This is a genomic window from Caldimonas thermodepolymerans (assembly GCF_015476235.1).
In the GTDB taxonomy this organism is placed as follows: Bacteria; Pseudomonadota; Gammaproteobacteria; order Burkholderiales; family Burkholderiaceae_C; genus Caldimonas; species Caldimonas thermodepolymerans.
Genome location: NZ_CP064338.1, coordinates 1,209,113 through 1,234,948, shown reverse-complemented (window position 1 = coordinate 1,234,948; position 25,836 = coordinate 1,209,113). Strand labels below are relative to the sequence as shown.

The 25,836-nt window shown below is 72.1% G+C and carries 24 protein-coding genes; 13 read left to right on the top strand and 11 right to left on the bottom strand.

Going from position 1 to position 25,836, the window contains the following annotated elements; translation table 11 throughout:
* Window positions 1-32: 32 nt before the first annotated feature.
* Window positions 33-707 carry an ABC transporter ATP-binding protein gene (locus IS481_RS05905; protein WP_104357603.1) on the bottom strand — a complete coding sequence of 225 codons (675 nt, stop codon included), beginning with the start codon at window positions 705-707 and terminating at the stop codon, window positions 33-35.
* Window positions 700-1,956 carry a lipoprotein-releasing ABC transporter permease subunit gene (locus IS481_RS05900; RefSeq protein WP_104357602.1) on the bottom strand — a complete coding sequence of 419 codons (1,257 nt, stop codon included), beginning with the start codon at window positions 1,954-1,956 and terminating at the stop codon, window positions 700-702. The genes IS481_RS05905 and IS481_RS05900 overlap by 8 nt, the downstream gene beginning before the upstream one ends.
* A 126-nt stretch (window positions 1,957-2,082) precedes the next feature.
* Between IS481_RS05900 and IS481_RS05895 the strand changes: the two genes are divergently transcribed.
* From IS481_RS05895 to IS481_RS05870, 6 genes are all read left to right on the top strand, one after another.
* On the top strand, window positions 2,083-3,015 hold the full coding sequence (locus tag IS481_RS05895; protein ID WP_104357601.1) for a hypothetical protein: 933 nt from the start codon (window positions 2,083-2,085) through the stop codon (window positions 3,013-3,015).
* A gap of 10 nt (window positions 3,016-3,025) precedes the next feature.
* Window positions 3,026-4,741, top strand: a complete 1,716-nt coding sequence (gene recJ, locus IS481_RS05890) for a single-stranded-DNA-specific exonuclease RecJ (protein ID WP_104357600.1) — start codon at window positions 3,026-3,028, stop codon at window positions 4,739-4,741.
* A gap of 106 nt (window positions 4,742-4,847) precedes the next feature.
* Entirely contained in the window at window positions 4,848-6,056 is a 1,209-nt protein-coding gene (locus tag IS481_RS05885) for a PQQ-dependent sugar dehydrogenase (protein WP_104357636.1), read from the top strand.
* Between the two features lie 54 nt (window positions 6,057-6,110).
* On the top strand, window positions 6,111-7,214 hold the full coding sequence (locus IS481_RS05880) for a PQQ-dependent sugar dehydrogenase (protein ID WP_104357599.1): 1,104 nt from the start codon (window positions 6,111-6,113) through the stop codon (window positions 7,212-7,214).
* A 92-nt stretch (window positions 7,215-7,306) separates the two neighbouring features.
* Window positions 7,307-8,167, top strand: coding sequence for a 3',5'-nucleoside bisphosphate phosphatase (locus IS481_RS05875; RefSeq protein ID WP_104357598.1), 861 nt, complete (start codon window positions 7,307-7,309; stop codon window positions 8,165-8,167).
* 89 nt (window positions 8,168-8,256) lie between these two features.
* Window positions 8,257-8,883 carry an L-threonylcarbamoyladenylate synthase gene (locus tag IS481_RS05870; RefSeq protein WP_104357635.1) on the top strand — a complete coding sequence of 209 codons (627 nt, stop codon included), beginning with the start codon at window positions 8,257-8,259 and terminating at the stop codon, window positions 8,881-8,883.
* 12 nt (window positions 8,884-8,895) lie between these two features.
* Here the strand turns inward: IS481_RS05870 and IS481_RS05865 are convergent, their stop codons facing one another.
* Genes IS481_RS05865 through plsY form a run of 3 tightly spaced genes read right to left on the bottom strand, consistent with a single transcriptional unit; the run spans window position 8,896 to window position 10,258 of the window.
* Complete coding sequence (locus IS481_RS05865; RefSeq protein ID WP_104357597.1) at window positions 8,896-9,249, bottom strand: glutaredoxin family protein; 354 nt, start codon at window positions 9,247-9,249, stop codon at window positions 8,896-8,898.
* Window positions 9,246-9,593, bottom strand: a complete 348-nt coding sequence (locus tag IS481_RS05860) for a RidA family protein (RefSeq protein ID WP_104357596.1) — start codon at window positions 9,591-9,593, stop codon at window positions 9,246-9,248. Before IS481_RS05860 ends, IS481_RS05865 begins: the two co-directional genes overlap by 4 nt.
* 2 nt (window positions 9,594-9,595) lie before the next feature.
* Window positions 9,596-10,258: a glycerol-3-phosphate 1-O-acyltransferase PlsY gene (gene plsY, locus IS481_RS05855; protein ID WP_104357595.1), complete on the bottom strand. Its 663-nt coding sequence runs from the start codon at window positions 10,256-10,258 to the stop codon at window positions 9,596-9,598.
* A gap of 220 nt (window positions 10,259-10,478) precedes the next feature.
* On the opposite strand from plsY, the gene IS481_RS05850 reads away from it, so the two are divergent.
* Window positions 10,479-11,366: a hypothetical protein gene (locus tag IS481_RS05850; protein WP_104357594.1), complete on the top strand. Its 888-nt coding sequence runs from the start codon at window positions 10,479-10,481 to the stop codon at window positions 11,364-11,366.
* A 37-nt stretch (window positions 11,367-11,403) separates the two neighbouring features.
* Here IS481_RS05850 and IS481_RS05845 read toward each other — a convergent pair whose 3' ends face one another.
* Window positions 11,404-12,840, bottom strand: coding sequence for an RNA polymerase factor sigma-54 (locus tag IS481_RS05845; RefSeq protein ID WP_104357593.1), 1,437 nt, complete (start codon window positions 12,838-12,840; stop codon window positions 11,404-11,406).
* A 496-nt stretch (window positions 12,841-13,336) separates the two neighbouring features.
* A complete protein-coding gene (locus tag IS481_RS05840) occupies window positions 13,337-13,609 on the bottom strand; it encodes a hypothetical protein (RefSeq protein ID WP_104357592.1) in 273 nt (90 codons plus the stop codon).
* Window positions 13,610-13,745: 136 nt separating this feature from the next.
* Here IS481_RS05840 and IS481_RS05835 point away from each other — a divergent pair, with 136 nt between their 5' ends.
* From IS481_RS05835 to IS481_RS05825, 3 genes are all read left to right on the top strand, one after another.
* A complete protein-coding gene (locus IS481_RS05835) occupies window positions 13,746-14,318 on the top strand; it encodes a hemerythrin domain-containing protein (RefSeq protein ID WP_104357591.1) in 573 nt (190 codons plus the stop codon).
* Window positions 14,319-14,410: 92 nt separating this feature from the next.
* Window positions 14,411-14,737 carry a BON domain-containing protein gene (locus tag IS481_RS05830; protein WP_104357590.1) on the top strand — a complete coding sequence of 109 codons (327 nt, stop codon included), beginning with the start codon at window positions 14,411-14,413 and terminating at the stop codon, window positions 14,735-14,737.
* A 9-nt stretch (window positions 14,738-14,746) separates the two neighbouring features.
* Window positions 14,747-16,153 carry a sigma-54-dependent transcriptional regulator gene (locus IS481_RS05825; protein ID WP_104357589.1) on the top strand — a complete coding sequence of 469 codons (1,407 nt, stop codon included), beginning with the start codon at window positions 14,747-14,749 and terminating at the stop codon, window positions 16,151-16,153.
* On the opposite strand, the gene IS481_RS05820 is transcribed toward IS481_RS05825, so the two are convergent.
* The 3 genes from IS481_RS05820 to polA are packed head-to-tail and all read right to left on the bottom strand — an operon-like array spanning window position 16,126 to window position 21,701.
* Window positions 16,126-17,043, bottom strand: coding sequence for a YihY/virulence factor BrkB family protein (locus IS481_RS05820; protein ID WP_114699289.1), 918 nt, complete (start codon window positions 17,041-17,043; stop codon window positions 16,126-16,128). The genes IS481_RS05825 and IS481_RS05820 overlap by 28 nt on opposite strands.
* Before the next feature lie 38 nt (window positions 17,044-17,081).
* Window positions 17,082-18,878, bottom strand: coding sequence for a zinc ribbon domain-containing protein (locus IS481_RS05815; RefSeq protein WP_104357587.1), 1,797 nt, complete (start codon window positions 18,876-18,878; stop codon window positions 17,082-17,084).
* A gap of 54 nt (window positions 18,879-18,932) precedes the next feature.
* Window positions 18,933-21,701: a DNA polymerase I gene (gene polA, locus IS481_RS05810; protein WP_104357586.1), complete on the bottom strand. Its 2,769-nt coding sequence runs from the start codon at window positions 21,699-21,701 to the stop codon at window positions 18,933-18,935.
* A 67-nt stretch (window positions 21,702-21,768) separates the two neighbouring features.
* On the opposite strand from polA, the gene IS481_RS05805 reads away from it, so the two are divergent.
* From IS481_RS05805 to IS481_RS05795, 3 genes are all read left to right on the top strand, one after another.
* Window positions 21,769-22,074, top strand: coding sequence for a DUF2782 domain-containing protein (locus IS481_RS05805; RefSeq protein ID WP_104357585.1), 306 nt, complete (start codon window positions 21,769-21,771; stop codon window positions 22,072-22,074).
* A gap of 49 nt (window positions 22,075-22,123) precedes the next feature.
* Window positions 22,124-23,083 carry a homoserine kinase gene (locus IS481_RS05800; RefSeq protein ID WP_104357584.1) on the top strand — a complete coding sequence of 320 codons (960 nt, stop codon included), beginning with the start codon at window positions 22,124-22,126 and terminating at the stop codon, window positions 23,081-23,083.
* 68 nt (window positions 23,084-23,151) lie between these two features.
* Entirely contained in the window at window positions 23,152-23,940 is a 789-nt protein-coding gene (locus IS481_RS05795) for a BPSS1780 family membrane protein (RefSeq protein ID WP_132765499.1), read from the top strand.
* A gap of 25 nt (window positions 23,941-23,965) precedes the next feature.
* Here the strand turns inward: IS481_RS05795 and IS481_RS05790 are convergent, their stop codons facing one another.
* Window positions 23,966-25,801, bottom strand: a complete 1,836-nt coding sequence (locus tag IS481_RS05790; protein WP_104357582.1) for a PhoX family protein — start codon at window positions 25,799-25,801, stop codon at window positions 23,966-23,968.
* Window positions 25,802-25,836 lie beyond the last annotated feature (35 nt).

The following is a 25,836-nucleotide window of genomic DNA, read 5'->3' as shown; positions in this document are numbered from 1 at the left end:
ATGTGGCCTGCCTGGAAAGCCTTCCTGCACCATCACGCCAGCACCCCCGCCACCAGGTGCACCGCCCGGTCGCAGCGCTGCGCGATCGACTCGTCGTGCGTGACGACGACGAACGCGGTGCCGCGCTCGCGCGCCAGCGCCAGCATCAGGCGGAACACGCCGTCCGCGGTTGCGCGGTCCAGGTTGCCGGTGGGCTCGTCGGCCAGCACGCAGCAGGGATGGCCGACGAGCGCGCGGGCGATCGCCACGCGCTGGCGCTCGCCGCCGGAGAGTTCCGCCGGGCGGTGCAGCGCGCGCTCGCCCAGGCCCACCTGCCGGAGCATGTCCAGGGCCTGTTCCTTCGCCGCGGCCTCGGGCACGCGGCGGATGCGCAGCGGCATCGCGACATTGTCCAGCGCGGTGAACTCCGGCAACAGGTGATGGAACTGGTAGACGAAGCCCAGGTGCGCGTTGCGCCAGGCCCCCTGCTGCGCCGGACTCATGTCGGCGAAGCTGTAGCCGGCCAGCTCGACGCGGCCGGCCGTGGGTTCGTCCAGACCGCCCAGCAGGTGCAGCAGCGTGCTCTTGCCGGAACCCGAGGCCCCGACGATGGCCAACGTCTCGCCGGCGCGCACCTCGATGTCCACCCCGCGCAGCACGTGCACGTCGAGCGGGCCTTCGTGGAACCGCTTGTGCAGGCCCCGCGCCTGCAGCACGACCTCACTCATAGCGCAGCGCCTCCGCAGGTTTGACGCGGCTGGCGCGCCAGCTCGGGTACAGGGTGGCGAGGAAAGCCAGCAGCAGCGAGATCAGCGCGATCGGCACGATGTCGCCGGCCTGCGGGTCGCTCGGCATGCGGCTGATCAGGTAGATGCTGCCGGGCAGGAAGGCGGTGTCGAACAGCCGCTCCAGCGCCGGGACGATCACGTCGATGTTGAAAGCGACCGCCAGCCCCAGCACCAGCCCGCCCAGCGTGCCGATCAGCCCGGCCAGCGCGCCCTGCACCATGAAGATGACCATGACCGAGGCCGGCGACGCGCCGAGCGTGCGCAGGATCGCGATGTCGGCGCGCTTGTCGGTGACGGTCATCACCAGCATCGAGACCAGGTTGAACGCGGCCACCGCGACGATCAGGGTCAGGATGATGAACATCATGCGTTTTTCGAGCTGCACCGCTGCATACCAGTTCGCGTTGGTGCGCGTCCAGTCGCTGATGTAGAGGTCGCCGCTGAGCATCCGGGCGAGGTCCGCGGCCACCGTGCGCGCCTGGTGCACGTCGTGCAGGCGCAGCTGCACGCCGGTGGGGCCGCCGACGCGGAACAGCTTCGCGGCGTCGTCCAGGTGCATCAGCGCCAGCGCGCTGTCGTATTCGTAGTGCCCGGCGTGGAAGGTGCCGACCACGGTCATCTGCTTCAGGCGCGGCACGACGCCGGCCGGGGTCATCTGCCCGCTGGGCGAGACGACCGTGACCTTGTCGCCCTCGGCGACGCCCAGCGAGCGCGCCAGCTCGCTGCCGAGCAGGATGCCCCACTCGCCCGGCACCAGGCGCTGCAGCGGCCCGTCCTTCAGCTCGGCGGCCAGCGGCGTGACTTCGGGTTCGTGCTGCGGCGAGATGCCGCGGATCATCGCCCCCTTCATGTCGTCGCCGCGCGCCAGCAGCGCCTGCGCCGCGACGTACGGGGCGGCGCCGGCCACCTGCGGGTGCCGGCGCGCCTCGCGGGCGATGCGCTCCCAGTCGTCGACCGCCTGGCCCTGCGGCGCGAACACGTCCACATGGGAAATCACCGACAGCATGCGGTCGCGCACCTCCTTCTGGAACCCGTTCATCACCGACAGCACGATGATCAGCGCCGCGACCCCGAGCGCGATGCCGAGCATCGAGACGCCCGAGATGAAGGAAATGAAGCCGTTGCGGCGCGTGGCGCGGCCGGCGCGGGTGTAGCGCCAGCCGATCTGCAGTTCGTAAGGCCAGTTCATGGACGTTGGGTTGCACTCCGCCAGGGGCCGCCGCACACGCGGCGCGTCAGCCGAGCGCTCGATGCTACCCGAGGCCGCCGTCGGCGACCGCGTCACGGCGCCGCACCCGGTTGATAATGATGGTCCATGCACCTGCTGATCCCTCATGCCTCCTCGCTGTCCGAGGCCTGCACCCAGACGCTGAAGGACCTGCAGCTGCCCCACCTGACGCAGTTGCTGAGGCGCCTGTCGCCGACCGAACGCAACGAGTCAGACGAATACAGCCTGTCGCCGCCGCACGAGCGCGCGCTCGCGCAGGCGCTCGGTTTCGCCGGCCCGGACGGCGGCCTGCCCTGGGCCGCCTACCTCGCGGCCCGCGACGGCGTGGAGACCCAGGACCTGTGCTGGGGCCTGCTGACCCCGATGCACTGGCATGTCGGCGCCGACCACGTGACGATGGTCGACCCGCAGGCGCTGCAGCTGGACGAGGCCGAGTCGCGCGAGCTGCTCGAGGCGGTGCGGCCGCTGTTCGAGTCCGAGGGGTGGCTGCTGATCTACGGCGCGCCGACGCGCTGGTACGGCGCGCACGAATCCCTGGCCGACCTGCCCACGGCCTCGCCGGACCGGGTGATCGGCCGCAACGTCGACCTCTGGATGCCCGACCACCCCCAGGCCCGCCTGGTGCGCCGGCTGCAGAACGAGGTGCAGATGCTGCTCTACACCCACCCGTGCACCGACCGCCGCGTCGAGCAGGGCCGGCTGCCGGTCAACACCTTCTGGCTCAGCGGCTGCGGCCCGAGCCAGCCCGAACGCCCGACGCCCGGGCTGGTGGTCGACGAACGCCTGCGCGACCCGCTGCTGGCCGGGGACTGGCCCGCCTGGGCCGAGGCCTGGCGCAGCCTGGACGCGGGTCCCGTGCGCGAGGCGCTGCTGGCCAGCCAGCGCGGCGAGCCGGTCAGCGTCACGCTGTGCGGCGAGCGCCACTGGCAACGTTTCGAGCGCGTCAGCCGCCACTGGCTGGAGCGCCTGCGGGCCCGCTTCCGTGCGGTGGACACCGCCGCGCTGCTGTGCGGCCTGTGAGCACCCGCCCATGAAGATCATCCTGCGCGAATGTCCGCCGCGCGCCGCCTGGGCGCTGGAACAGGCGGGCGTCCACCCGCTGCTGGCGCGGCTGTACGCCGCGCGCGGCATCGCCAGCAAGGACGAGCTGGACGACTCGCTCGCCCGCCTGCTGCCCCCCACCGAGCTGCGCGGCGCCACCGAGGCGGCGCGCTTCCTGGCCGATGCGATCCAGCAGGGCCGCCGGCTGTGCGTCGTCGCCGACTACGACTGCGACGGCGCGACCGCCTGCGCCGTGGCCTTGCGCGGGCTGCGCCTGCTCGGCGCCCGGCCCGGAACGCTGAGCTACGTCGTGCCCGACCGCGCGGTGCACGGCTACGGGCTGTCACCGGCCGTGGTCGAGCTGGCGCGCCAGCAGCGCCCGGACGTGCTGGTGACGGTGGACAACGGCATCGCCAGCATCGAGGGCGTGGCCGCGGCGCGCGCGCACGGGCTGGACGTGATCATCACCGACCACCACCTGCCGGCCATGGTCGGCGAGCGCGTCGTGCTGCCCGAGGCCAACGTGATCGTCAACCCCAGCCAGCCGGGCTGCGGCTTCGCCAGCAAGTCGCTGGCCGGGGTGGGCGTGATGTTCTACGTGCTGCTCGCGGTGCGCGCCGAGCTGCGCGCCCGCGGCGCCTTCGCCGACGGCGCGCAGCCGCGCCTGGATGCGCTGCTGGACCTGGTCGCGCTCGGCACGGTGGCCGACGTGGTCAAGCTCGACGCCAACAACCGCCGCCTGGTCGCGCAGGGGCTCAAGCGCATCCGCGCCGGGCGCATGCACGCCGGCATCGCGGCCCTGTTCGCCGCCGCGCGGCGTGACCCGGCGCGCGCCACCGCGTTCGACTTCGGCTTCGCGCTCGGCCCGCGCATCAACGCCGCCGGGCGCCTGGCCGACATGACGCTGGGCATCGAGTGCCTGCTGACCGACGACCCGCAGCGCGCCGCCGAGCTGGCGCAGACGCTGGATGCGATCAACCGCGAGCGGCGCGACGTCGAGGCGGGCATGCGCGAGCAGGCCGAGGCCATGCTCGAGCGCCTGATGCCGGCCGGCGAGCCGCCCGCGGCGCTGGCCATCTTCGACCCGGACTTCCACGAAGGCGTGGTCGGCATCGTCGCCTCGCGGCTCAAGGACCAGCTGCACCGCCCGACCTTCGTGTTCGCGCTCGGGCAGGACGGGCTGCTCAAGGGTTCCGGGCGCTCGATCCCGGGCTTCCACCTGCGCGATGCGCTGGACCTGGTCAGCAAGCGCCACCCGCAGGTGCTGAAGAAGTTCGGCGGCCACGCGATGGCAGCCGGCGCGACGCTGGCCGAGGAACATTTCCCGACCTTCGAACGGGCCTTCCAGGAGGTCGCCGACGAATGGCTGGAGCCGCACCAGCTGCACCGGACGCTGGCCACCGACGGGCCGCTGGAGCCGCAGTGGTTCGTGCCCGAGGTGGTGCAGGTGCTGGAACAGCAGGTCTGGGGCCAGGCCTTCGAGGCCCCGGTGTTCAGCGACGAGGTCGAGATCGTCTCGCAGCGCATCGTCGGCGAGCGCCACCTGAAGCTCACCGTGCGCCATGCCGGGATGCTGCGCGAGGCGATCTGGTTCGGCCGCAGCGAGCCGCTGCCGCCGCGCGCGCTGCTGGCCTACCGCCTGTCGCTGGACGAGTTCAACGGCAACCGGCGCGTGCAGATGGTGGTCGAGGGCGTGGCCGACTGAGGCGGCCCGGCCGGAGGGCCTTTTCATCCTGTTGCCATCCGCGCGGGCAAGCCGCGCGGGATGCCGCTAGGCTTCGGCCCTCGTCATCCACGCCTTGCTGTACCCGATGCCCGAACGCCAGCCCCCGCGCCCGCCCTGCCCCGCCCGCCGCGACACGCTGCGCCGCCTCGCCGCCCTCGGTGCCTCGACCGCCGTCCCGTCCCTCGTGCTGCCCGGCTGCGCGTTGCCGGGACCGGCCACCGCCACGCCCCGCCCGGTGCGAGTCGCCAGCGGACTGGAACTGCCCTGGGGGCTGGGCTTCCTGCCCGACGGGCGGCTGCTCGTCACCGAGCGCCCCGGCCGGCTGCGCGTGGTCTCCCCGCGGGGCGAGCTCGAGCCGTGGAGTGTCGCCGGCGTGCCGGCGGTCGACCATCGCGACCACGGCGGCCTGCTGGACGTGCTGGTCGACCGCGAGTTCGCCGCCAACCGCTACGTCTACCTGAGCTATACCGAAGCCGGCAGCGGTGCCGACGCCGGTCGCAACGGCGTGGCGGTGGCGCGCGGCCGGCTGGACGGCGACGCGCGCACGCTGGACGACGTGGAGGAGATCTTCCGCCAGGCGCCCAAGGTGCAGAGCGGCGAGAACCTTGGCGGACGCCTGGCGCAGTCCGCCGACGGCATGCTGTTCCTGACGCTCGGCGACCGGCGCGAGGAGGCCGAGCGCGTCAAGGCGCAGGACCTGTCCACCCACCACGGCAAGGTGGTGCGCATCCGCCGCGACGGCAGCGTGCCGCCAGACAATCCCTTCGTGCAGACCCCGGGCGCGCGGCCCGAGATCTGGAGCTACGGCCACCGCAACCCGCAGGGCATCTTCCTGCACCCCACGTCGGGCGAGGTCTGGACCTGCGAGCACGGCCCCTTCGGCGGCGACGAGGTCAACATCACCCGCGCCGGGCGCAACTACGGCTGGCCGGTCATCACCTACGGCTGCGACTACGACACCTGCGCACCGATCGGCGAAGGCACGGCCAAGGAAGGCATGGAGCAGCCGCTGACCTGGTGGGCCCCGGTGTCCATCGCGCCGAGCAACTGCTTCATCTATGACGGCGACCGCTACCCCGGCTGGCGCGGCGACCTGCTCGTCGGCGCGCTCGCCGGCATGGCGCTGTGGCGCATCGTGCTGCGCGGGCCGGCCACCGCGCCGACCGTGGTGCAGCGCGAGCCGCTGTTCGCATCGCTCGGCCAGCGCCTGCGCGACGCACGCCAGGGACCGGACGGCCGCATCTACCTGCTGACCGACGGCGCGCCGGCCACCATCTACCGGCTCGAGGCCTGACCCGTTCCGGAGCCGACGGGCCTAGACTTGGGGGCGCTCGACGAGGAGCCCGACATGACCCAGCTCACCCGCCGCCAGATGTCCGCCTTGCTGCTGACCCTGCCGCTGGCCGCCCGTGCGCAGTCCGCGTCGCTGCGCCCGGTGACCGTCGCCAAGGGCCTGCAGCACCCCTGGGGCCTGGCTTTCCTGCCCGACGGCCGCATGCTGGTCACCGAACGGCCCGGGCGGCTGCGCATCGTCACGCCGCAGGGCACGGTCGGGCCCGCCGTGCAGGGCGTGCCCGCGGTGGACGCGCGCGGCCAGGGCGGGCTGCTGGACGTCGCACTGGATCCGCAGTTCGCCGACAACGGCTGGGTCTACCTCAGCTATGCCGAGGCCGGCGACGGCGGCAACGGCACCGCGGTGGCGCGCGGCCGCCTGCAGGGCCATCGCCTGACCGACGTGGCCGTGATCTTCCGCCAGCAGCCCAAGCACGGCAGCAGCGCCCACTTCGGCTCGCGCCTGGTGTTCGACCGCGGCGGGCGCCTGTTCGTCACGCTGGGCGACCGCTTCAGCCGCCGCGACGATGCGCAGGACCTGTCCAACCACATCGGCAAGATCGTGCGCATCGCGCCGGACGGCAGCGTGCCGCCGGACAACCCCTTCGTCGGCCGCCCGGGCGTGCGCCCCGAGATCTGGAGCTACGGCCACCGCAACGTGCAGGGTGCGGCACTGCATCCCGAGACCGGCGAGCTGTGGGCGCACGAGCACGGCCCGCAAGGCGGCGACGAGCTCAACGTCGTCGAGGCGGGCCGGAACTACGGCTGGCCGGTCATCACCTACGGCCGCGAGTACGGCACCGGCTTCAGGATCGGCGAAGGCACCGCCAAGGAGGGCATGGAGCAGCCGCTCACCTACTGGGTGCCGTCGATCGCGCCGAGCGGCATGACCTTCCTGACCAGCGAGCGCTACCCCGGCTGGCGCGGCAGCCTGTTCATCGGCGCGCTGCGCGCCGAGGTGCTGGTGCGCCTGGAGCTGGACGGCCGGCGCGTCGTACGCCAAGAGCGCTTGCTGACCACGCTCAACGAGCGCATCCGCCACGTCGTGCAGGGCCCGGACGGCTGGCTGTACATCCTCACCGACAACGTGGACGGCAAGGTGCTGCGCCTGGAACGCTGACCGCGCACTTTGCACGTGACGCCTGCACGGCCTCGCCGGCCGGCTTGGCCCTGGCGCCGTGCGGGTCCGGGGCGTCCCCCTACAATGGTCGCGTGAACCACCTCAACGCCGACCTGCACTGCCATTCGAGCGTCTCGGACGGCACGCTGTCGCCCGAGGCACTGGCCGCGCGCGCCAAGGCCAACGGCGTGCAGCTGTGGGCGCTGACCGACCACGACGAGGTCGGTGGCCAGCAACGGGCTCGCGAGGCGGCGCTCGCGCTGGGCCTGCCCTACCTGACCGGCACCGAGATCTCCGTCACCTTCGCGGGCGAGACGGTGCACATCGTCGGTCTGGGCTTCGATCCGGAGGACGCCACGCTGGTCGAGGGCCTGCGCCGCACCCGCGGCGGGCGCGAGCTGCGCGCGCGCGAGATGGCCGACGACCTGGCACGCGCGGGCATCCCGGGTGCCTACGAAGGCGCGCTGAAGTACGTCGGCAACCCGGACCTGATCTCGCGCACCCATTTCGCGCGCTACCTGGTCGAGATCGGCGTGTGCCGCGACACCCAGGAGGTGTTCCGCAACTACCTCACCGAAGGCCGTCCCGGCTACGTGCCCCACCGCTGGGCGACGCTGGGCGACGCGGTGCGCTGGATCACCGGCGCCGGCGGCATCGCGGTGATCGCGCACCCGGGACGCTACAAGTTCACCGCCAACGAGGAATACGCGCTGTTCTCCGAGTTCAAGGAGCACGGCGGCCGTGGGGTCGAGGTGGTCACCGGCAGCCACAGCAGCCAGGACTACGTCAAGTACGCCGACGCGGCGCGCGAATTCGGCCTGCTGGCCTCGCGCGGCTCGGACTTCCACTCCCCCTGCGAAAGCCACACCGACCTGGGCGCCCTGCCGCCGCTGGCCGGGCACCTCTCGCCCGTCTGGGCGGCGCTGGAAGACCGCATCCACCGCCCGGCGTGACGCGCCTGCCGGGGCACACGCCCCTGTCGCCAGCGAAGGCGATCGCGCGGCCGCTGCGCACGCCGGCGCATCGCACGCACAATCGCACCATGGCCCAGTACTTCGAAGTCCACCCCGACAACCCGCAGCCCCGGCTGCTCAAGCAGGCCGCCCAGATCCTGCAGGCCGGCGGCGTCGCCGCGATCCCCACCGACTCGAGCTACGCCTTCGTCTGCCGGCTCGAGGACAAGGCCGCCGCCGAGCAGCTGCGCCGCCTGCGCGCGGTCGACGAGCGCCACCACCTGACGCTGCTGTGCCGCGACCTGTCGGAGCTGGCGACCTACGCGATCGTCGACAACCGCCAGTACCGCTTGCTCAAGCTGGGCACGCCCGGGCCCTACACCTTCCTGCTCGAGGCGACCAAGGAAGTGCCGCGGCGCCTGTCGCACCCGTCGCGCCGCACGATCGGCCTGCGCGTGCCGGAACACGGCGTCACGCAGGGGCTGCTGGAGATCTTCGGCGAGCCGCTGCTGGCCACGACGCTGATCCCGGCCGGCGAGGCCGACCCGCTCAACGATCCGCAGGAGATCCGCGAGCGCTACGAGAAGCTGATCCAGCTGGTGATCGACGCCGGGGCCTGCGCGATGGAGCCGACCACGGTGATCGACCTCAGCGGCCCCGAGCCGGTGCTGGTGCGCTCCGGCCGCGGCCCGCTCAAGCGGCTGGGCCTGGCCTGAGACGGCGCCGGCTCAGCGCTGCAGCGCCTGCACCACGCGCTCGGGCTGGAAGCCCACCTGGCGCTCGCCCCGGACCACCAGCGTCGGCACGCCGGGCGAGGCCAGCGCCTGGAAGACCGCCCGGCACGCCGCGTCGACGGTGGTGTTGCACTCGGCGTAGGGCACGCCGTGCCTGCCGAACCACGCGCGCGCCTGGGCGCAGTACGGGCAGTCGGTGGTGGTGTACATCACGATGTCGCCCGGCTGCGCCCGCGCCGCCTGCGCGCCGAGGCGCCCGGCCTGCCAGCGGGCGGCCAGCTGCGACAGCCCCAGCACCGCCACGCCCAGCACCAGCAGGCCGGCCAGCCGGCGCGCTCGCGCGTTCATCCAACGGCGGCCGTCACCACCACCTCGATGCGGTAGCCCGGGTTGGCCAGGCGGGCCTGCACCGTGGCGCGCGGCGGCGCGTTGCCCGGCGGCACCCAGGCGTCCCAGACCTCGTTCATGCCGTCGAAGTCGGCCATGTCGGCGAGGAAGATCTGCGCCATCAGGATGCGCGTCTTGTCGGTGCCGGCCTCGGCCAGCAGGCGGTCGATCATGCCGAGCACCTCGGCGGTCTGGCCGCGGATGTCCTTGCCGAGGTCCTCGGGCACCTGCCCGGCCAGGTAGACGGTGCCGTTGTGCACCGCCATTTCCGAGAGGCGCCGGCCGACGTGGAAGCGCTGCACCATGGTCAATGTCCTTTCGTGCGGGTGGAGGGACGGGCCGCGGCGCCGGCCGGCGGCGCGGCGCGCTGCCCGATCTTGCTCTCCTGTCCGGCGATCAGCTTGCGGATGTTGGGCGCGTGACGCCAGATCAGCAACAGGCTCATGAACAGGATCGCGCCCAGCACCGGGCCGGCCCCCCAGATCAGCAGCTGGTAGAACGGCGCGAACACCGCGGCGATGATCGAGGCCAGCGACGAGTAGCGGAAGAACACCGCGATGATCAGCCAGGTCAGCAGCGTCGCCAGCCCCAGCCAGGGGTTGATGCCGAGCAGCACGCCGGCCGCGGTGGCCACGCCCTTGCCGCCCTGGAAGCGGAAGAACACCGGGAACAGGTGGCCGATGAAGGCCGCCAGGCCCACCACTGCCGCCGCGCCCTCGCCGAGCCCGAAGCGCTCGCCGTACAGCAGCACCAGCACCACCGGGACATAGCCCTTGAGCGCATCGAACACCAGGGTCAGCGCCGCGGCCTTCCTGTTGCCCGAGCGCAGCACGTTGGTCGCCCCGGGGTTGCCGGAGCCGTAGGTGCGGGGATCGCTCAGGCCCATGAGGCGGCTGATGATCACCGCAAACGACAGGGAGCCGATCAGATAGCCGCCCAGTACCGCGACGGCCGCGTACATCGTGTCCATGAAATGCTCAGCTGTGGTTGGATGCCTTGAGGATCCTGCATTGTGCACGCACGCACCCTGGGCCCGGCAGCGGTGTTCCCCTGCCGACGGGTACAGGCGTTGCTGGCGGGAACGGGGAGGCCCGGCAACGGGCCGGCGACGGCGCGGCCAGCGGCTGCACCGCCATGCGCAACGACGATGCGGGTGCGGCCCGGCCGCACCCCGAGGAAAGGACAGCCAGATGCCACACCGACACGAAGGGCCACGCCCGCGCCCCGAGGACGACGAGGCCCGGCGCAGCCGCCAGCCCCAGGCCCGCGACCGTTGGCAGGAACGCACGCCCGGCCCCTACGGCAGCGCGCCGGACGACTCCTGGCCGCGCGGCGGGCCGGACCGTGACGACTACGGTTCGGAACGCGACATCGAAGCCAGCCGCGGCTCGATGGGCGACTACTACACCGGCGGCTGGCGCGGCAGCCCCGGCGCCGGCGGCCCGGTCGCCCGCCCCCCGGGCGCCTGTGGCGAAGGCTGGGACGGCGACCCGCGCGGGTCGTACGACAGCCGCGACCCGGACGCGGACGAACGCAGCGCCCCGCGGCGCGACCCGTTCTACCGGGGCGAGCAGTACGGCGGCTACCAGGGTGACCCGGGCCCGCGCGGACGCGGCCCCTGGGGCGGCCCGCACGAGACCCGCTACGGCGGCGGCTGGGACGAGGGCCGCGGCCGGGCCGGCCGCGGCAGCGGCGGCTACGGCGGGCAGTCGTATGACGAGCGCTCGCGCGGCACCTACGGCCAGAACTACGGTGGCTCGGGCGACTACCAGGGCTACACCTACGAAGGCCAGCGCCACCTCGACCCCGACTACCACCAATGGCGCACCGAGCAGATGCGCGCGCTCGACGAGGACTACCACCAGTGGCGCCAGGAGCGCTACCGCAAGTTCTCCGAGGAGTTCGACCAGTGGCGCCGCGCGCGCCAGCAGCAGCCCGCGGGCACGGCTGCGGCCTCGTCGGGCAGCGACAGCAGCGTCGGCACGGGCACCGGCACCTCGGGCACGGGCCAGGCCGGCAGCGACGCGGACACCGGCCACGGCGCCGCCCCGGCGGGCACGGCACCGCGGGGCAAGTAGCCCCGGGGAGCGCCGCGCGCGCGGCGTTGCGCGGGCTTCAGCTGTGGCGGCGGCGCTTCTCGACCGACGGCAGCTTCATCATCTGCCGGTACTTGGTCACCGTGCGGCGCGCCACGGTCAGCCCCTGGCGCGCAAGCTGCCGCGCGATCTGCGCATCGGAGAGCGGGTCGTTGGGGTTCTCCGCCTCGATCATGTCCTTGATCACGCCCCGGATCGCGGTGGCCGAGCAGGAGCCGCCGCTGACGGTCGGCAAGGCGCGCGAGAAGAAGTACTTCAGCTCGAACACGCCGAGCGGCGTGGCCATGTACTTGTTGTTGGTCACGCGCGAGACCGTCGATTCGTGCAGGCCCAGCTCCTCCGCAATCTCGCGCAGGCCCAGCGGCTTCATCGCCAGCGCGCCGTACTCGAGGAAATGCCGCTGCCGCTTCACGATGGCCTGCGCGACGTTCAGGATGGTCGCGAAGCGCTGCTCGACGTTGCGCACGGTCCAGCGCGCCTCCTGCAGGTGCGCCGCCAGCTCCGCATGGCCGGCGTCGCGATGGCGCTGGAACAGCTCGGCGTAGACCTGGTTCAGCCGCACCTTGGGGATCACGTCCGGGTTCAGCGTGGCTGTCCACACGCCCCGGATCTTGCGCACGATCACGTCAGGGGTGACGAACTGCGTGTTCGACGGCCCGAAGCGCCAACCCGGGCGCGGGTCGAGGTGGCGGATGCGCTCGCACACCGCCTCCACCTGCGCGGCGCCGACCCCCAGCATGCGCGCCAGTCCGTTGACGTCGCGCATCGCGAGCCGGTCCAGGTGCTCGCGCACGATGCGGCAGGCCAGTTCCCGCTCGGCCTCGGGGGCGATGTCCTTCAGCTGCAGCAGCAGGCACTCGCGCACGTCGCGCGCGGCGATGCCCGCCGGGTCGAGCGACTGCACCAGGCGCAGCGCGACGTTCAGCTCGCTCTCCTCCGGCGGCGGCGCGCACTCGCACAGCCCGACCAACTCGTCCAGCCCCAGGCGCAGGTAGCCGTCGTCGTCCAGCGCCTCGATGATCGTGGCCGCCAGCTGCCGGTCGCGCGGCGACAGCGGCAGCACGTTGATCTGGCCGTGCAGGTGCTGGCGCAGCGAGACGTCGGCCGCGACCATCTCGACCAGGTCCAGGTCGCCGTCGCCGCTGCTGCCACGGCCCGAGCCGCTACCCGGGGAGCCCCAGCTTTCGCGGTCCCAGGGGGTGTCCGCCGCCGGGGCCGACACCGGCGTCACCTCGTTCCAGGTCGGCGTCGCATCGGCCGGCGTGTTGTCCGCCACCACCGCCGCGGCGGTATGGGCCTCGGGGTCCTCCTCGAGGAAGGGATTGCTGCCGACGGCCTGCTGCACTTCCTGCGCAAAGTCGAGCGACGACAGCTGCAGCAGGCGCACGGCCTGTTGCAGTCTGGGCGTCAAGGTCTGGTGTTGCCGGTGCTCGAGCCGGATGACCGGTGCGTTCATTCAATCCTCCCGGAAGAAACAAGCCCGTCGCTTGCGCTTCGACGAACCACGCATGTGGATGAACGTATGCCGACGCGAGCCACCGCATGCCCTGGCGGGCAGGGCCCCGGCGCCGACCTGTCGGAACCGGTGACTTCTGTATCGATGGTGGTGGTCGTCATGATGCAAGGACGTGTGCCAGGCACAGCGAAAAGCCGCAACTGCATCGCGGACAAGCGACACCCGTTGGAGCAACGGGTGTGCCAGCACCGCACGTGCCCATCTTGAGCGCCCGTGCGCGTTACGTCTGCACGAGTGCGCTACAAGAAGATTCGGCCGTGTCGCATCATGGAAAGTCGGCGGCCTGCAACGTGGCGAAATCAGCCGGGGCAGGGCCACCGGTACAGGCGTTCCGGCCGCAGGCGGCCATGGCACCGGCGACCTGCCCCGGCGCCTGCCCGCATGCGGCTGCCCATGTGGGCTTTGCCGCAAGAAATGCTGCGCGGCGCCCGCCTGGTCAGCGGCGCTGCGGGCGCTTGAGCTGTTCGCGATAGACCTTGTCCATCACCGGGCCGCGGTCGGTGTCTTCCAGGCCGCGTGCCAGGTCCTCGCCGGCCTGCTGCATGCGCTCCAGTTGCTCGGGGGCCAGCTGGTCCTGGCTGTCGGAGGATTCGTCGCGCTCGTGAGGCAGGCGCGGCAGGCGACGCTGCGCGGCGTTGGCGGTCGTCTCCCCCGTCTTGCGGCGGGTCACCGGTGCGGCGGTGCGCCGCGGGGGGCTGCTCGATCCCATGGGGTGTCTCCTTTGTAAGCGTCCTCCTGCCAGGCGGCAAGCGCCATGCCCCGCGGCGCGGACAGGGAACGGCGGTTGCTACATGACGTGGCCACGCGCGTGATCCCCGCGCGCCCCACGCAATGAAGGAGCATCCATGGCCAGAACCCGCACCAGCGCTCGCAACGAGATCTTCGAGATGCTGAAGGAAGACCACAAGCGCGCGAAGAAGGCGTTCCGCGATTTCGCCAAGCTCGACGAGGAAGGCGACACGCAGGCGTGCGAAGCCCTCGCGGCCCGCACCTGCAAGGAACTGCAGCTGCACATGCGGCTGGAGGAGGACGTGTTCTACCCGGCCGCGCGTGCCGGCCTGAAGGAAGAGGACCTCGTCGAGGAAGCCGAGGTCGAGCACGGCAGCGCGAAGGCGCTGATCGAGAAGATGCAGGCGCTGTCGGGCGACGACCCCAAGTTCGCCGCGACCTTCACGGTGCTGGGCGAGTACATCAAGCACCACGTGAAGGAAGAGGAAAACGAGATGTTCGAACAGCTGGGCCGCGCCAAGGTGGACTGGGAAGGCGTGCTGGAGGAGATGCTGGCGCATCGCATGGAGCTCGAGGCGGAACTGGGCCTCGCGGCCGAAGACGCCGAGGACGAGGCCGCGGCCGACCTGGCGCTGGCGGCGCGCCAGGCCCAGGGCCGCACGCAGGCCAAGGCCGCCCGCCGGGCCTGAGGCACGCTGCCCGGCCTCCCGGGCACGCCGGTTGCGTTCATGAGGGGCCGGTGTGTCGTCCACGTCGGCCCCTTCCACGCCCAGGAGCGACCATGAACAGCCAACCCCGCCTCCTTGCCCTGCTGATCGCAGCCGCCGCGGCCTGCACCAGCGTCGGCTGCGCCGTCACCAGCGGACAGAGCAGCGTCGGCGAGTACGTCGACGACGCGACCATCACCACCCGTGTCAAGGCCCGCCTCGCGCAGGATCCGGTGGCCAGCGCGATGCGCACCCAGGTCGAGACGCAGAACGGCGTCGTCCAGCTCTCGGGCTTCGCCGCGAGCGAGGCCGAACGGGCGCAGGCCGCCGAACTGGCCCGGGCGGTGCCGCACGTCAAGGGCGTGCGCAACGACATCATCGTGCGGCCACCGAGCAACTGACGGCGGGCCGTGCCACATGTGCTGATCGTCGAGGACTCGCCCGACGAGCTGGCCTGGATGGCCGAAGTCGCCGCGGGCGAAGGGTGGACGGTGGCCACCGCCGAGGCCCTGCGCGCCGCGCGCGTCCACCTGGCGCGGCAGCAGCCGGACGTGCTGCTGACCGACCTGCAGCTGCCCGACGGCAGCGGCCTGCAGCTGGTCGACGACCTCGAGCGGCCCGGGCAGACCCAGGTGATCGTCGTCACCGGCCAGGCTTCGGTCGACAGCGTGGTGCAGGCCCTGCGCGCCGGCGCGAGCGACTACCTGCTCAAGCCGCTGGAGGTGCCGAAGCTGCAGGAACTGCTGCGCCGCCGCTCGCAGGACGGCCCTGCCCCCCGCCCGCCCGTGCCCTCGCCGCAGCAACGCCGCGAGGCCGGCCGCTTCGGGCGGTTGCTCGGGGCCTCACCCGCGATGCAGTCGCTCTACGACCAGCTGGCGCGCGTGGCACCCACCTCGGCCACGGTGCTGCTGATCGGCGCAAGCGGCACCGGCAAGGAACTCGCGGCCCAGACGGTGCACGAGCTCAGCCCGCGCCGCCACGGCCCCTTCCTTGCCGTCAACTGCGGCGCGATCTCGCCGCAGCTGATCGAAAGCGAGCTGTTCGGCCACGAGAAGGGCAGCTTCACCGGTGCCGACCGCCAGCACGTCGGCTTCTTCGAACGTGCCGACGGCGGCACGCTGCTGCTCGACGAGGTCACCGAAATGCCGATGGAGCTGCAGGTCAAGCTGCTGCGCGTGCTCGAGACCGGCACCTTCGTGCGCGTGGGCACCACCAAGCCGATCACCACCGACGTGCGCGTGATCGGCGCGACCAACCGCCGTCCGGACCAGGCGGTGGCCGAGGGCAAGCTGCGCGAGGACCTCTACCACCGGCTCAACGTGTTCCCGATCCGCCTGCCGACGCTGCGCGAGCGCGGCCAGGACATCGAGCTGCTGGCCCGCCATTTCCTGGCGGAACTGAACCGCCAGGAAGGCACGCGCAAGACCTTCTCGCCGCAGGCCATCGCCCGCCTCTACGCGCGTCCCTGGGCCGGCAACGTGCGCGAGCTGCGGAACTGCGTGCAGCGCGCCTACATCCTGGCCGACGACGTGATCGACGGCTTCGAGGCCGAAGCGCCCGAGCCCCCGGCCGAATCCGGCCCCGACGTGGTCTGCATCCGCATCGGCACGCCGCTGGCCGAGGTGGAGCGCCGCGTCACGATGGCCACGCTGGAGCGCTGCGGCAACGTCAAGCGCCGTGCCGCCGAGGTGCTCGGCATCAGCCTCAAGACGCTCTACAACCGGCTGGAGGCCTACGCGACCCGCGACCGCCGGCGCCCGGGGGGCGACCCGGGCCGTGCCCCGGGCGCTCAGGCCCCCGGTCCGCCGCGCGGCTGAGGCGGGTGCGGCCGCTGCTGCACGCCGTCCACGGTCCACGCCAGCGCCGCCCCCAGCAGCAGGATCTGCGAGGAGTAGTAGACCCACAGCATCACGACCACGAAGGAGCCGGCCGCGCCATAGCTGGACGCCACGCCGGCGCGGCCCAGGTACAGCCCGATCAGGTGCTTGCCGATGGCAAACAGCAGCGCGCTTGCCACGGCACCGGTGAACACGGCCCGCCAGCCCGGCGCCCGCTCGGGCAGCCAGCGCAGCAGCGCGGCGAAGCCGAAGGTCAGCACCACGGTGGAGATCACGATGTCCATCGCCGAGATCGCCGGCGCCAGCGCCGGATGCCGGCGCGACAGGTAGGCACCGACCGCCGCCAGCGCGGCGCTGGCGATCAGCGAGACGATGGCCAGGAACCCGAAGCCCAGCACCAGCGCGAAGGCCACCAGCCGTGCGCGCACGAAGGCGCTCACGCCCTTGGGCAGTTCGGGGATGCGCCCGAGCCGGTTCAGCGCGTTGCGCAGCGCGACGAACACGCCGCTGGCGCCCACCAGCAGGGCCACGACGCCCAGCGCGCCGGCCAGCCCGCGGCCCTGCCCGCGCCACGACGAGGCGATCATGATCTCGATCGAGCGCGCCGCATCGCGGCCGACCAGCTCCTGGATCTGCTCGACGATCTGCCCGCGCGCCGCTTCCGGACCGAAGAAGGCCCCGGCCAGCGTGATCGCGACGACCAGCAGCGGCGCCATCGCGAACATCGCGTAGAACGCGATCGAGGCGCCCAGCTGCGGCCCCAGCTCGTCGAGCCAGGTCTGCACCGCCGCCGCGCCCAGCGCAAGCGGCCGCTGCAGCGGCGCGGGCACCCGCGCCCACAGGCGGGCGGGCAAGCTCTGCAACTCCATGGTCCTGGCTCGGCAGGCCGCGTGCCCGGCGCCGGCGCTCAGCCGGCCGCGACCGGTGCGCCGCAGGAGGCGCAGAAGCGCGCGCCAGGGGGCAGCGCCGCGCCGCACTCGGTGCAGAACCGGGCCGCGGCGGGTGCCGTGCCGGCCGGCTCCGCCGGTGCCTGGGTCAGCGCGGCCATCGCCTGGATGTCATGGTGCAGCTGGGCGGCGGGGGCCGCCGGCACCGCCAGCGCACGCTCGCCGGCATTGAGCGCCTGGATGCGCACCTCGTCCTCGGCGCTGCCGGGCGCCACCAGCACGCTCTGGCTGCGCGCGAAGGCCACGAGGTGGCCGACCAGGTCGCGCGCCTCCTGGGTGGTCGAGAACATCGCGGTGATCTGGCGCTGGCCGTCCTTGCCGAACACCACCGACTCGATGCGGGCGCGCCAGACGCGCAGCGTCATCGCCTCGGTGCGGATGACCTCGCTGTCGGTGTTCAGGCGGCTGGTCAGCTGGTTGCCGGTGCCCACGCGCGAGCGCTGGAAGGTGCCCGCCAGCTCGACCCACAGCAGCACCGACTCGAAGTTGAAGCGACCCCACAGCGCGGCCGAGCCCTTGAAGCAGAACACCGCCATCAGCAGCAGGATCACCGAGGTGCTCGCCAGCGACAGCGGATGCAGCGCGTGCTCCCAGCGGTGGAAGTGGCTGACGAAGTAGAGCATCAGGCCGACCGCGGTGGCCACCAGCAGCGTCGCGTAGATGTCGACCACCAGCAGCCAGCGGTGCATCGGGTTGGCCAGCGCGGAGCCGAGCGTCGGCGCGACCGTGCCGCTCAGCGGCAGCGGCTGGGTTTCCTCGAGCAGCTCGCCGGCGAAGGGGCCGGTCGAGCGCGCGGGGTCGATCAGCGGCTCCAGGCGCGCGTAGCGGCGGTTCGGGATGCCTTCGGTCCACTCGTCCTGCAGCTTGCGCTCCAGCTCGTCGAGCAGCATGCCCGGCGGCGCGTTCATCGACAGCTTGTGCTGCTCGCCGCGCGACTGCACCGCAGGCGGCGTGCCGATCTGCGCGCGCACCGCCAACGCGATCAGCACCACCGCAACCAGGCCGGTGCCGAGCATCACGGCGGCCTGCAGGCTCAGCGAGAAGCGGTCCATCGGCGGCAGGGCATGCCCGACCAGGCCGATCAGCACCGGTGCCAGGATGGCCGCGGCGAACAGGCCGATGACCGAGGCCATCGACAGACTGGCGCGGCTGTCGCGCAGCACCGGCCGCAGCAGGAACACCGCGCCGAACACGAAGTACAGCACGCCGATCCAGGGCCGGGTGCGGTCATCGCCCAGCACCAGCCAGGACACCGCGAAGCTCAGCGTCGTGGCGATCAGCGCGACCAGGTTGAAGAAGTGCCGGCGTGCCCGCGCCTGCACTTCCAGCGGCGCGGTGATGAGCTGCGGCAGCCAGTGGTAGAGGATGCCGTCCAGCGCCCCCTGCGGCTCGGGGTAGGTCAGGCCGCCCTGGCGCAGGATCTCCTTCAGCGCGTTGGCGCGCTTGGAGCCGCCGGTCATGCCGGGCTGCAGCTCGTCGGCCAGCGACACGGGACGCCCGCGGCCGAAGAAGAAGCGCAGCCGCTTGGCGGCCACCGCCGCGCTGGTCAGACCACCGCCCAGCAGCACCACGCCGGCCAGGAGCGGCACGATGCCCGAGGGCACCGCCTCGGCCTGCAGCAGCTGGCGGGTCCACCAGAAACACAGCACGCCGCCTGCGATCAGCAGCAGCGCGCACAGCCACAGCCACAGGTTCTGCAGCCGGTACGGGTTGGGGAGCTCCAGTCGCTTGTTCTCGGAGCTGTAGTCATAGGCCATGAGTCGCCCTCGGCAGTGAGTAGGGTCGTCGTGTCGATGTTTCCGCAGTGGCCGTCAGTGTGCCTGTTCCCAGTTGGGACCGGCGCCCACCTCCGCGACCAGCGGCACCTTCAGTTCGGCGACCCCGGCCATGATGCGCGGCACCTCGCTGCGCACCCACTCCAGCTCGTCCTCGGGCACCTCGAACACCAGTTCGTCGTGCACCTGCATGATCATCAGGCTGCGCTTGCCGGCTGCATCCAGCGCACGCTGCACTGCGATCATCGACAGCTTGATCAGGTCCGCCGCGGTGCCCTGCATCGGCGCGTTGATCGCGGCGCGCTCGGCGGCGCCGCGGCGCGGGCCGTTGGGGCTGTTGATCTCGGGCAGCCACAGGCGCCGCCCGAACACGGTCTGGACATAGCCCTTGTCCTTGGCCAGCGCGCGCGTCTCGTCCATGTAGCGCTTCACGTCGGGATAGCGCTGGAAGTAGCGGTCGATGTAGTCGCGCGCGGCCTTCTGCTCGATGCCCAGGTTGCTCGCCAGCCCGAACGCGCTCATGCCGTAGATCAGGCCGAAGTTGATGACCTTGGCGTAGCGGCGCTGCTCGCTCGTGACCTGCTCCGGCGCGATGCCGAAGATCTCGGCCGCGGTGGCACGGTGCACGTCCATCCCTTCCTGGAAGGCGCGCATCAGGTTCGCGTCGCCCGAGATGTGCGCCATGATGCGCAGCTCGATCTGCGAGTAGTCGGCCGAGACGATCACGTGGCCAGGCGGCGCGATGAAGGCCTCGCGGATGCGCCGGCCCTCGGCGGTGCGGATCGGGATGTTCTGCAGGTTGGGGTCGTTGCTCGCCAGCCGCCCGGTCACCGCGACCGCCTGCGCGTAGTTCGTGTGCACCCGCCCGGTGGCCGGGTTGATCATCTGCGGCAGCTTGTCGGTGTAGGTGCTCTTGAGCTTGGACAGCCCGCGGTGCTCGAGGATCTTGGCCGGCAGCGGGTAGTCCTGCGCGAGCTTCTCCAGCACCTCCTCGTCGGTCGACGGCGCGCCGCTGGCGGTCTTCTTGACCACCGGCAGCTGCAGCTTGCCGAACAGGATCTCGCCGATCTGCTTGGGGCTGCCCAGGTTGAACGGCTGGCCGGCCAGCTCGTGCGCCTGCGCCTCCAGCGCCAGGATGCGCTGCGCCAGCTCGTGGCTCTGGCGCGCCAGCAGGGCGGCGTCGATCAGCACGCCGTTGCGCTCGATGCGCTGCAGCACCGCCGAGACCGGGATCTCGATCTCCTCGTAGACGCGCCTGAGGCCCGGGTCGGCCTCGATGCGCGGCCACAGCGCCTGGTGCACGTGCAGGCACATCTCGCTGTCCTCGCACGAGTACCGGCTCGCCCGCGCCACGTCGACCTGGGCGAACGGGATCTGGTTCGCGCCCTTGCCGCACAGGTCCTCGTACGACAGGCCGCGGCGGTTCAGGTGGCGGTCGGCCAGGCTTTCCAGGCTGTGCGGGCGGTGCGCCTCCAGCACGTAGCTCTCCAGCATCGTGTCGTGCACGTAGCCGCGCACCGTGATGCCGTGGTTGGCGAACACGTGCATGTCGTACTTGACGTGCTGGCCGACCTTCGGGCGGCTGGCGTCCTCCAGCCAGGGCTTCAGGCGCGCCAGCACCTCCTGCAGCGGCAGCTGCGCCGGCGCGTCGGCGTAGCTGTGGCGCAGCGGCACGTAGGCGGCCTCGCCCGGGCGCACCGCGAACGAGATGCCGACCAGCTGCGCGCGCATCCCGTCCAGCGAGTCGGTCTCGGTGTCCAGCGCCACCAGCGGCGCCTGCTCGAGGCGTTCGATCCAGGCGTCCAGCGCCTCGAAGCTCAGCACCGTCTCGTAGCGCAGCTCGCCCAGCGGCTGCGCCGCGGCCGGCTCGCCGCCGAACAGGTCGCCGGTCTGGCCGGCCGGGGCCGCCGGCGCGGGCGCGGCGCTGACGCCCAGGCTCTGCTCCAGCTCGCGTTTCCAGGTGCGGAAGCCGTAGCGCGTGTAGAAGTCCAGCAGGCCGTGGGCGTCGACGTCCTGCAGCTGCAGGCCGTCCAGCCCCGGCCAGCCGGGCACGTGGCCGGACAGGTCGCAGTCGGTGACCACCGTGACCAGCCGCCGGCCGAGCGGCAGCCAGTCGAGCGCGCGCCGCAGGTTCTCGCCCGCCACGCCCTTGATGCGCTCCGCCGCGGCGATCACGCCGTCGAGCGAGCCATGCTCCTGGATCCACTTGGCCGCCGTCTTGGGACCGACCTTGTCGACGCCCGGGATGTTGTCCACCGCATCGCCCACCAGGGTCAGGTAGTCGACGATGCGCTCGGGTGGCACGCCGAACTTGGCCAGCACGCCGGCCGCATCCAGCGTCTCGTTGCTCATCGTGTTGACCAGCGTGACGTCGTCGTTGACCAGCTGGGCCAGGTCCTTGTCGCCGGTGGAGACGACGACCTTGTAGCCGGCCTCGCGCCCGGCGCGGCACAGCGTGCCGATCACGTCGTCGGCCTCGATGCCGGGCACCTCCAGGATCGGCCAGCCGAGCAGCCGCACCACCTCGTGGATCGGCTCGATCTGGGCCGCCAGCGCCTCGGGCATCGGCGGGCGGTGGGCCTTGTAGTCGGCGTACCACTCGTTGCGGAAGGTGTCGCCCTTGGCGTCGAACACGCAGGCGGCGCGGTGTGCGGGGAACTGCTCGCGCAGCTTGCGCAACATCCCGATCATCCCGTGGATGGCGCCCGTGGGCACGCCCCCCGGCCCGCGCAGGTCGGGCAGCGCGTGGAAGGCACGATAGAGGTAGCTGGAGCCGTCGACCAGCAGCAGGAGGTTGTCGCTCATGGAGCGATTTTGCAGGATGGCCGCCGGGAAAGCTGCCGGGCAGCCCGGCTCGCCTAGAATTGCCGTCATGACGCGCTTTCCTTGCCTGGCCGCCGGTGCCGCCCTGCTCGTGCTGTGGTCCGCCACGGCCCGCGCGCAGGAGGCCGCGCCTTCCGGTCCGCCCGAACCCGCCGTGCAGCACGTGGTGATCGAGGACGACCGGGCGCGCATCGAGGAACTGCGCGTGCGCGGCCAGAACCAGCGCATCACCGTGCAGCCCAAGCAAGGCGGCAAGCCCTACGAGGTGTTGCCGGCCGACGGCAGCCGCGACATGTCCTCGGAGTCCACGCGCGGCGCCGCCGGCCAGCGCGTATGGCACCTGTTCTCGTTCTGAACCCAGCTACTACGTCGATCTCCCTGCCGCCCTGCCGGCGCCCCGTGTCATGGCTGTCTTCACGCCCGTAACCCCCGACGACGCCGCCGCGCTCGCCCGGCGCCTGGACCTCGGCACGCTCACCGAGCTGCGCGGCATCCAGTCCGGGATCGAGAACACCAACTACTTCCTCACCACCGACCGCGGCGAGTACGTGCTGACGCTGTTCGAGCGCCTGACCTTCGAGCAGCTGCCGTTCTACCTGCACCTGATGAAGCACCTGGCGCAGCGCGGCATCCCGGTGCCCGAGCCCAAGGGCGACGCCAGCGGCGAGATCCTGCATGCGCTGTACGGCAAGCCGACGGCGGTGGTGGACAAGCTGCGCGGCCAGCACCAGCTGGCCCCGGACCAGCGCCATTGCGAGCAGGTCGGCGCGATGCTGGCGCGCATGCACCTGGCGGGCCGGGATTACCCGCGCCACCAGCCCAACCTGCGCGGGCTGGCCTGGTGGACCGAGACCGTGCCGGTGGTGCTGCCCTACCTGGAACCGGCCCAGGCCGAGCTGATCCAGGACGAGCTGGCGTTCCAGCAGGCGCTGGCGGCCTCCCCCGCCTACGCCCAGCTGCCGCGCGGGCCGATCCATGCCGACCTGTTCCGCGACAACGTGATGTTCGAGGGCGACACCCTGACCGGGTTCTTCGACTTCTACTTCGCCGGCGTGGACACCTGGCTGTTCGACATCGCGGTGTGCCTGAACGACTGGTGCGTGGACCTCGCCACCGGCCGGCTGGACGAGCAGCGCGCGCAGGCCTTCTGCAACGCCTACGACCGCGTGCGCGAGATCACCCACGACGAATGCCGGCTGCTGCCGGCGCTGATGCGCGCCGGGGCGCTGCGCTTCTGGATCTCGCGGCTGTGGGACTACCACCTGCCGCGCGACGCGCAGATGCTCAAGGCACACGACCCGGCGCACTTCGAGCGCATCCTGCGCGAGCGGCGCGCCCAGCCCTGGCACTACCTGCGCGGCTGACCGGGGGCGGTCCGCCTGCCGTCCCCTATCATCCGGCCGATGTGCAGCCCGCTCGACCGACCTCCCCGATGAAACTCCGTCTGGTGCCGGCCCGCCAGGGTGCGCTCTGGGTGCGGCAGGCCTTCCGCGTGTTCTTCCGCCAGCCGCTGGCCTTCTCGGCGCTGTTCTTCCTGTTCGTCATCGCCGTCTTCCTGCTGCTGATGCTGTCCTACGTCGGCATGGTGGTGATGCTGACGCTGCTGCCGGCCGCCACGCTGGGCTTCATGATCGCGACCCGGCAGTCCGAGGCCGGACGCTTCCCGCTGCCCAACGTCTTCCTGCAGCCCTTTCGCGGGCCGGGCGAGCGCACCCGCGGCCTGATCCAGCTGGGCGCGGGCTATGCGGTCGCCTCGGTGCTGCTGATGGGACTGGCCGACCTGATCGACGGCAGCAGCTTCACCGAGCTGCCGGGCCCCGGCGTGCTCGGCGGTGCAGAAGAGACGGCCGAGGTGGCTCAGCCGCCCGGCGGGCTGTTGCTGCGCCTGCTGCTGGCACTGCCGCTGAGCATCGCGTTCTGGCACGCGCCGGCGCTGGTGCACTGGGGCGGGGTCTCGCCCGGCAAGTCGGTCTTCTTCAGCCTGGTCGCCTGCTGGCGCAACCGCGGCGCCTTCCTGGTCTACGGCCTGACCTGGGCCGCGGTGGTGGCGCTGTTCGCGGTGATGTCGACGCTGGTGTTCTCGCTGCTGTCGACGCCCCAGCTCGCCTCGCTGGCCGCGCTGCCCGCGGCGCTGATGTTCTCGACCGTGTTCTACGTGTCGCTGTACTACACCTTCGCCGACTGCTTCGAGCTGCCCGCCGGCGAAGGCGGCCAGGGCTGAGGCCGCCTTCGCCGCAGGCCCGCGGTCAGGCGCCCACCGGCCGCCCGTCGCTGCGCTGCACGACGATGGTCGACGAGCGTGGCGGCAGCCCCGGGTCCTGCCCCGGCTGGTTGGACGGCCAGGCACCGGTCGGATGCTGGATGTTGACGAAGAATGTCTTCAGGTCCGGCGTGTAGGCCAGCCCGGTGATCTCGCAGCCGTCGGGCCCCACCAGGAAGCGGCGCGAGACGCGCGTGGCCTGGTCGATGCAGTACATCGCGTTGTTGCCGAAGGTGCCGGTGATCGAGCTGCCGGTGCTCGCGTCGGTCTGCACCCACAGCCGCCCCTGCGGGTCGACGCGGATGCCGTCCGGGCTGGAGAAGGTGTCGCCCTGGATGTCGCCCTGCAGGTGTTCGTCGGCCAGCCGCGGGTCGCCGGCGAGCAGGAAGATCTCCCACTCGAAGCGGGTGGCCAGCGGCGAGCCGTCCTGCTCGGTCCAGCGGATGATGTGGCCGTGGCGGTTGCCCGGACGCGGGTTGGCCGCGTCGGTCACCTGGCGGCCGCCGTTGTTGGTGAGCGTCACGTAGATGCGCCCGTCCGGCCCCACCGTGATCCATTCGGGCCGGTCCATCAGCGTGCCGCCCGCCACCCGGGCCGCCGCCTTGGTGTGGACGAGCACGTCGGCCTGGGAGTGGAAGTCGATGGTCGCCGGCGCCTGCGCCCCCTGCGTCACGTTGCCCGGGTCGACCGCGCCAGGCACCAGCCCGTTGCGTCCCTGCACCAGCTCGATCCACTCGCCCGTGCCGTCGGCGTTGAACCGCGCGACGTACAGCGTGCCTTCGTCGAGCAACATGGCATTGGCGGCCCGCCGGCCCGGGTCGTAGCGGCCACGGGGCACGAACTTGTAGATGCAGCCCGGCGTGCCGTCGTCGCCCATGTAGAAGGCCAGGTGGTTGTCGCGGCCCAGCAGGCAGGCGGTGTTCTCGTGGTCGAAGCGGCCCAGCGCGGTGCGCTTGACCGGCAGGCCGTCCAGCTCGCCGTACGGATCGATCTCGACCACCCAGCCGTAGCCCTCCGGCGCCTGGGTCGGGTCGAGGTAGTTGTCGGTGGTCTCCTCGCAGGTGAGGTAGGTGCCCCAGGGCGTCGGGCCGCTGGAGCAGTTGTTCAGCGTGCCCACCACCGTGGGGCCGACGACCGCGGCGGCGGGGCCGCTGACGCGGTAGACCGTGTTGCCGGTGTAGCGGCGGTTGTACGGCGAGTCCGCGACGACGCGCCAGTGCCCGTCCGCGTCCTTCTCGACCTCAATGACCGACACGCCCACGGCCGACAGCGCGATGAGCTTCTGTTCGTCGGTCGCGCTGGCCGCGTCGTAGCTGCCGCCGGGAAAGAGGATCCCGAAGTCGGGCAGCTCGTGGTTGATCGCCAGCAGCCCGCGGCGATTCGGGTCCTGCCCGGGCAGCTCGTAGTAGTGCATGCCGTCGTGGTTGCCGCCGGCGACCTGCTCCGCCTCCGCCGCGCCGAGGAACGGGCCGGCATAGCCGGTCGCGCCGGCCAGCACGGCGTCGCCCGCCGAGAACAGCACGTCGACGGTGTAGCCCTCGGGCACCCGGACTTGGTCGCCGACCTGCGGCGGCACCGCGCGGAACCCGACCGCGTAGGAGGTTTCGGGCGTGTCATCGCCGCCACCGCCGCAGGCGCTCAGCAGCCCGCCGCCGAAGATCGCCGCCATCGATGCGCCGAGCCCGCCGCGCAGCAGCGTACGGCGCCGGACGCGGGCCGAGGCCAGCACCTCGTCGAACATCTGGCCGGGCACGGTGACATGGTCGGGACGCCCCTGGGCCGCGGCAGCAGCGGCACGGGCACGGTCGGTGAGATGGGACATGGACAGACTCTCCTGGTGTCGTGGTTCACAAGCGC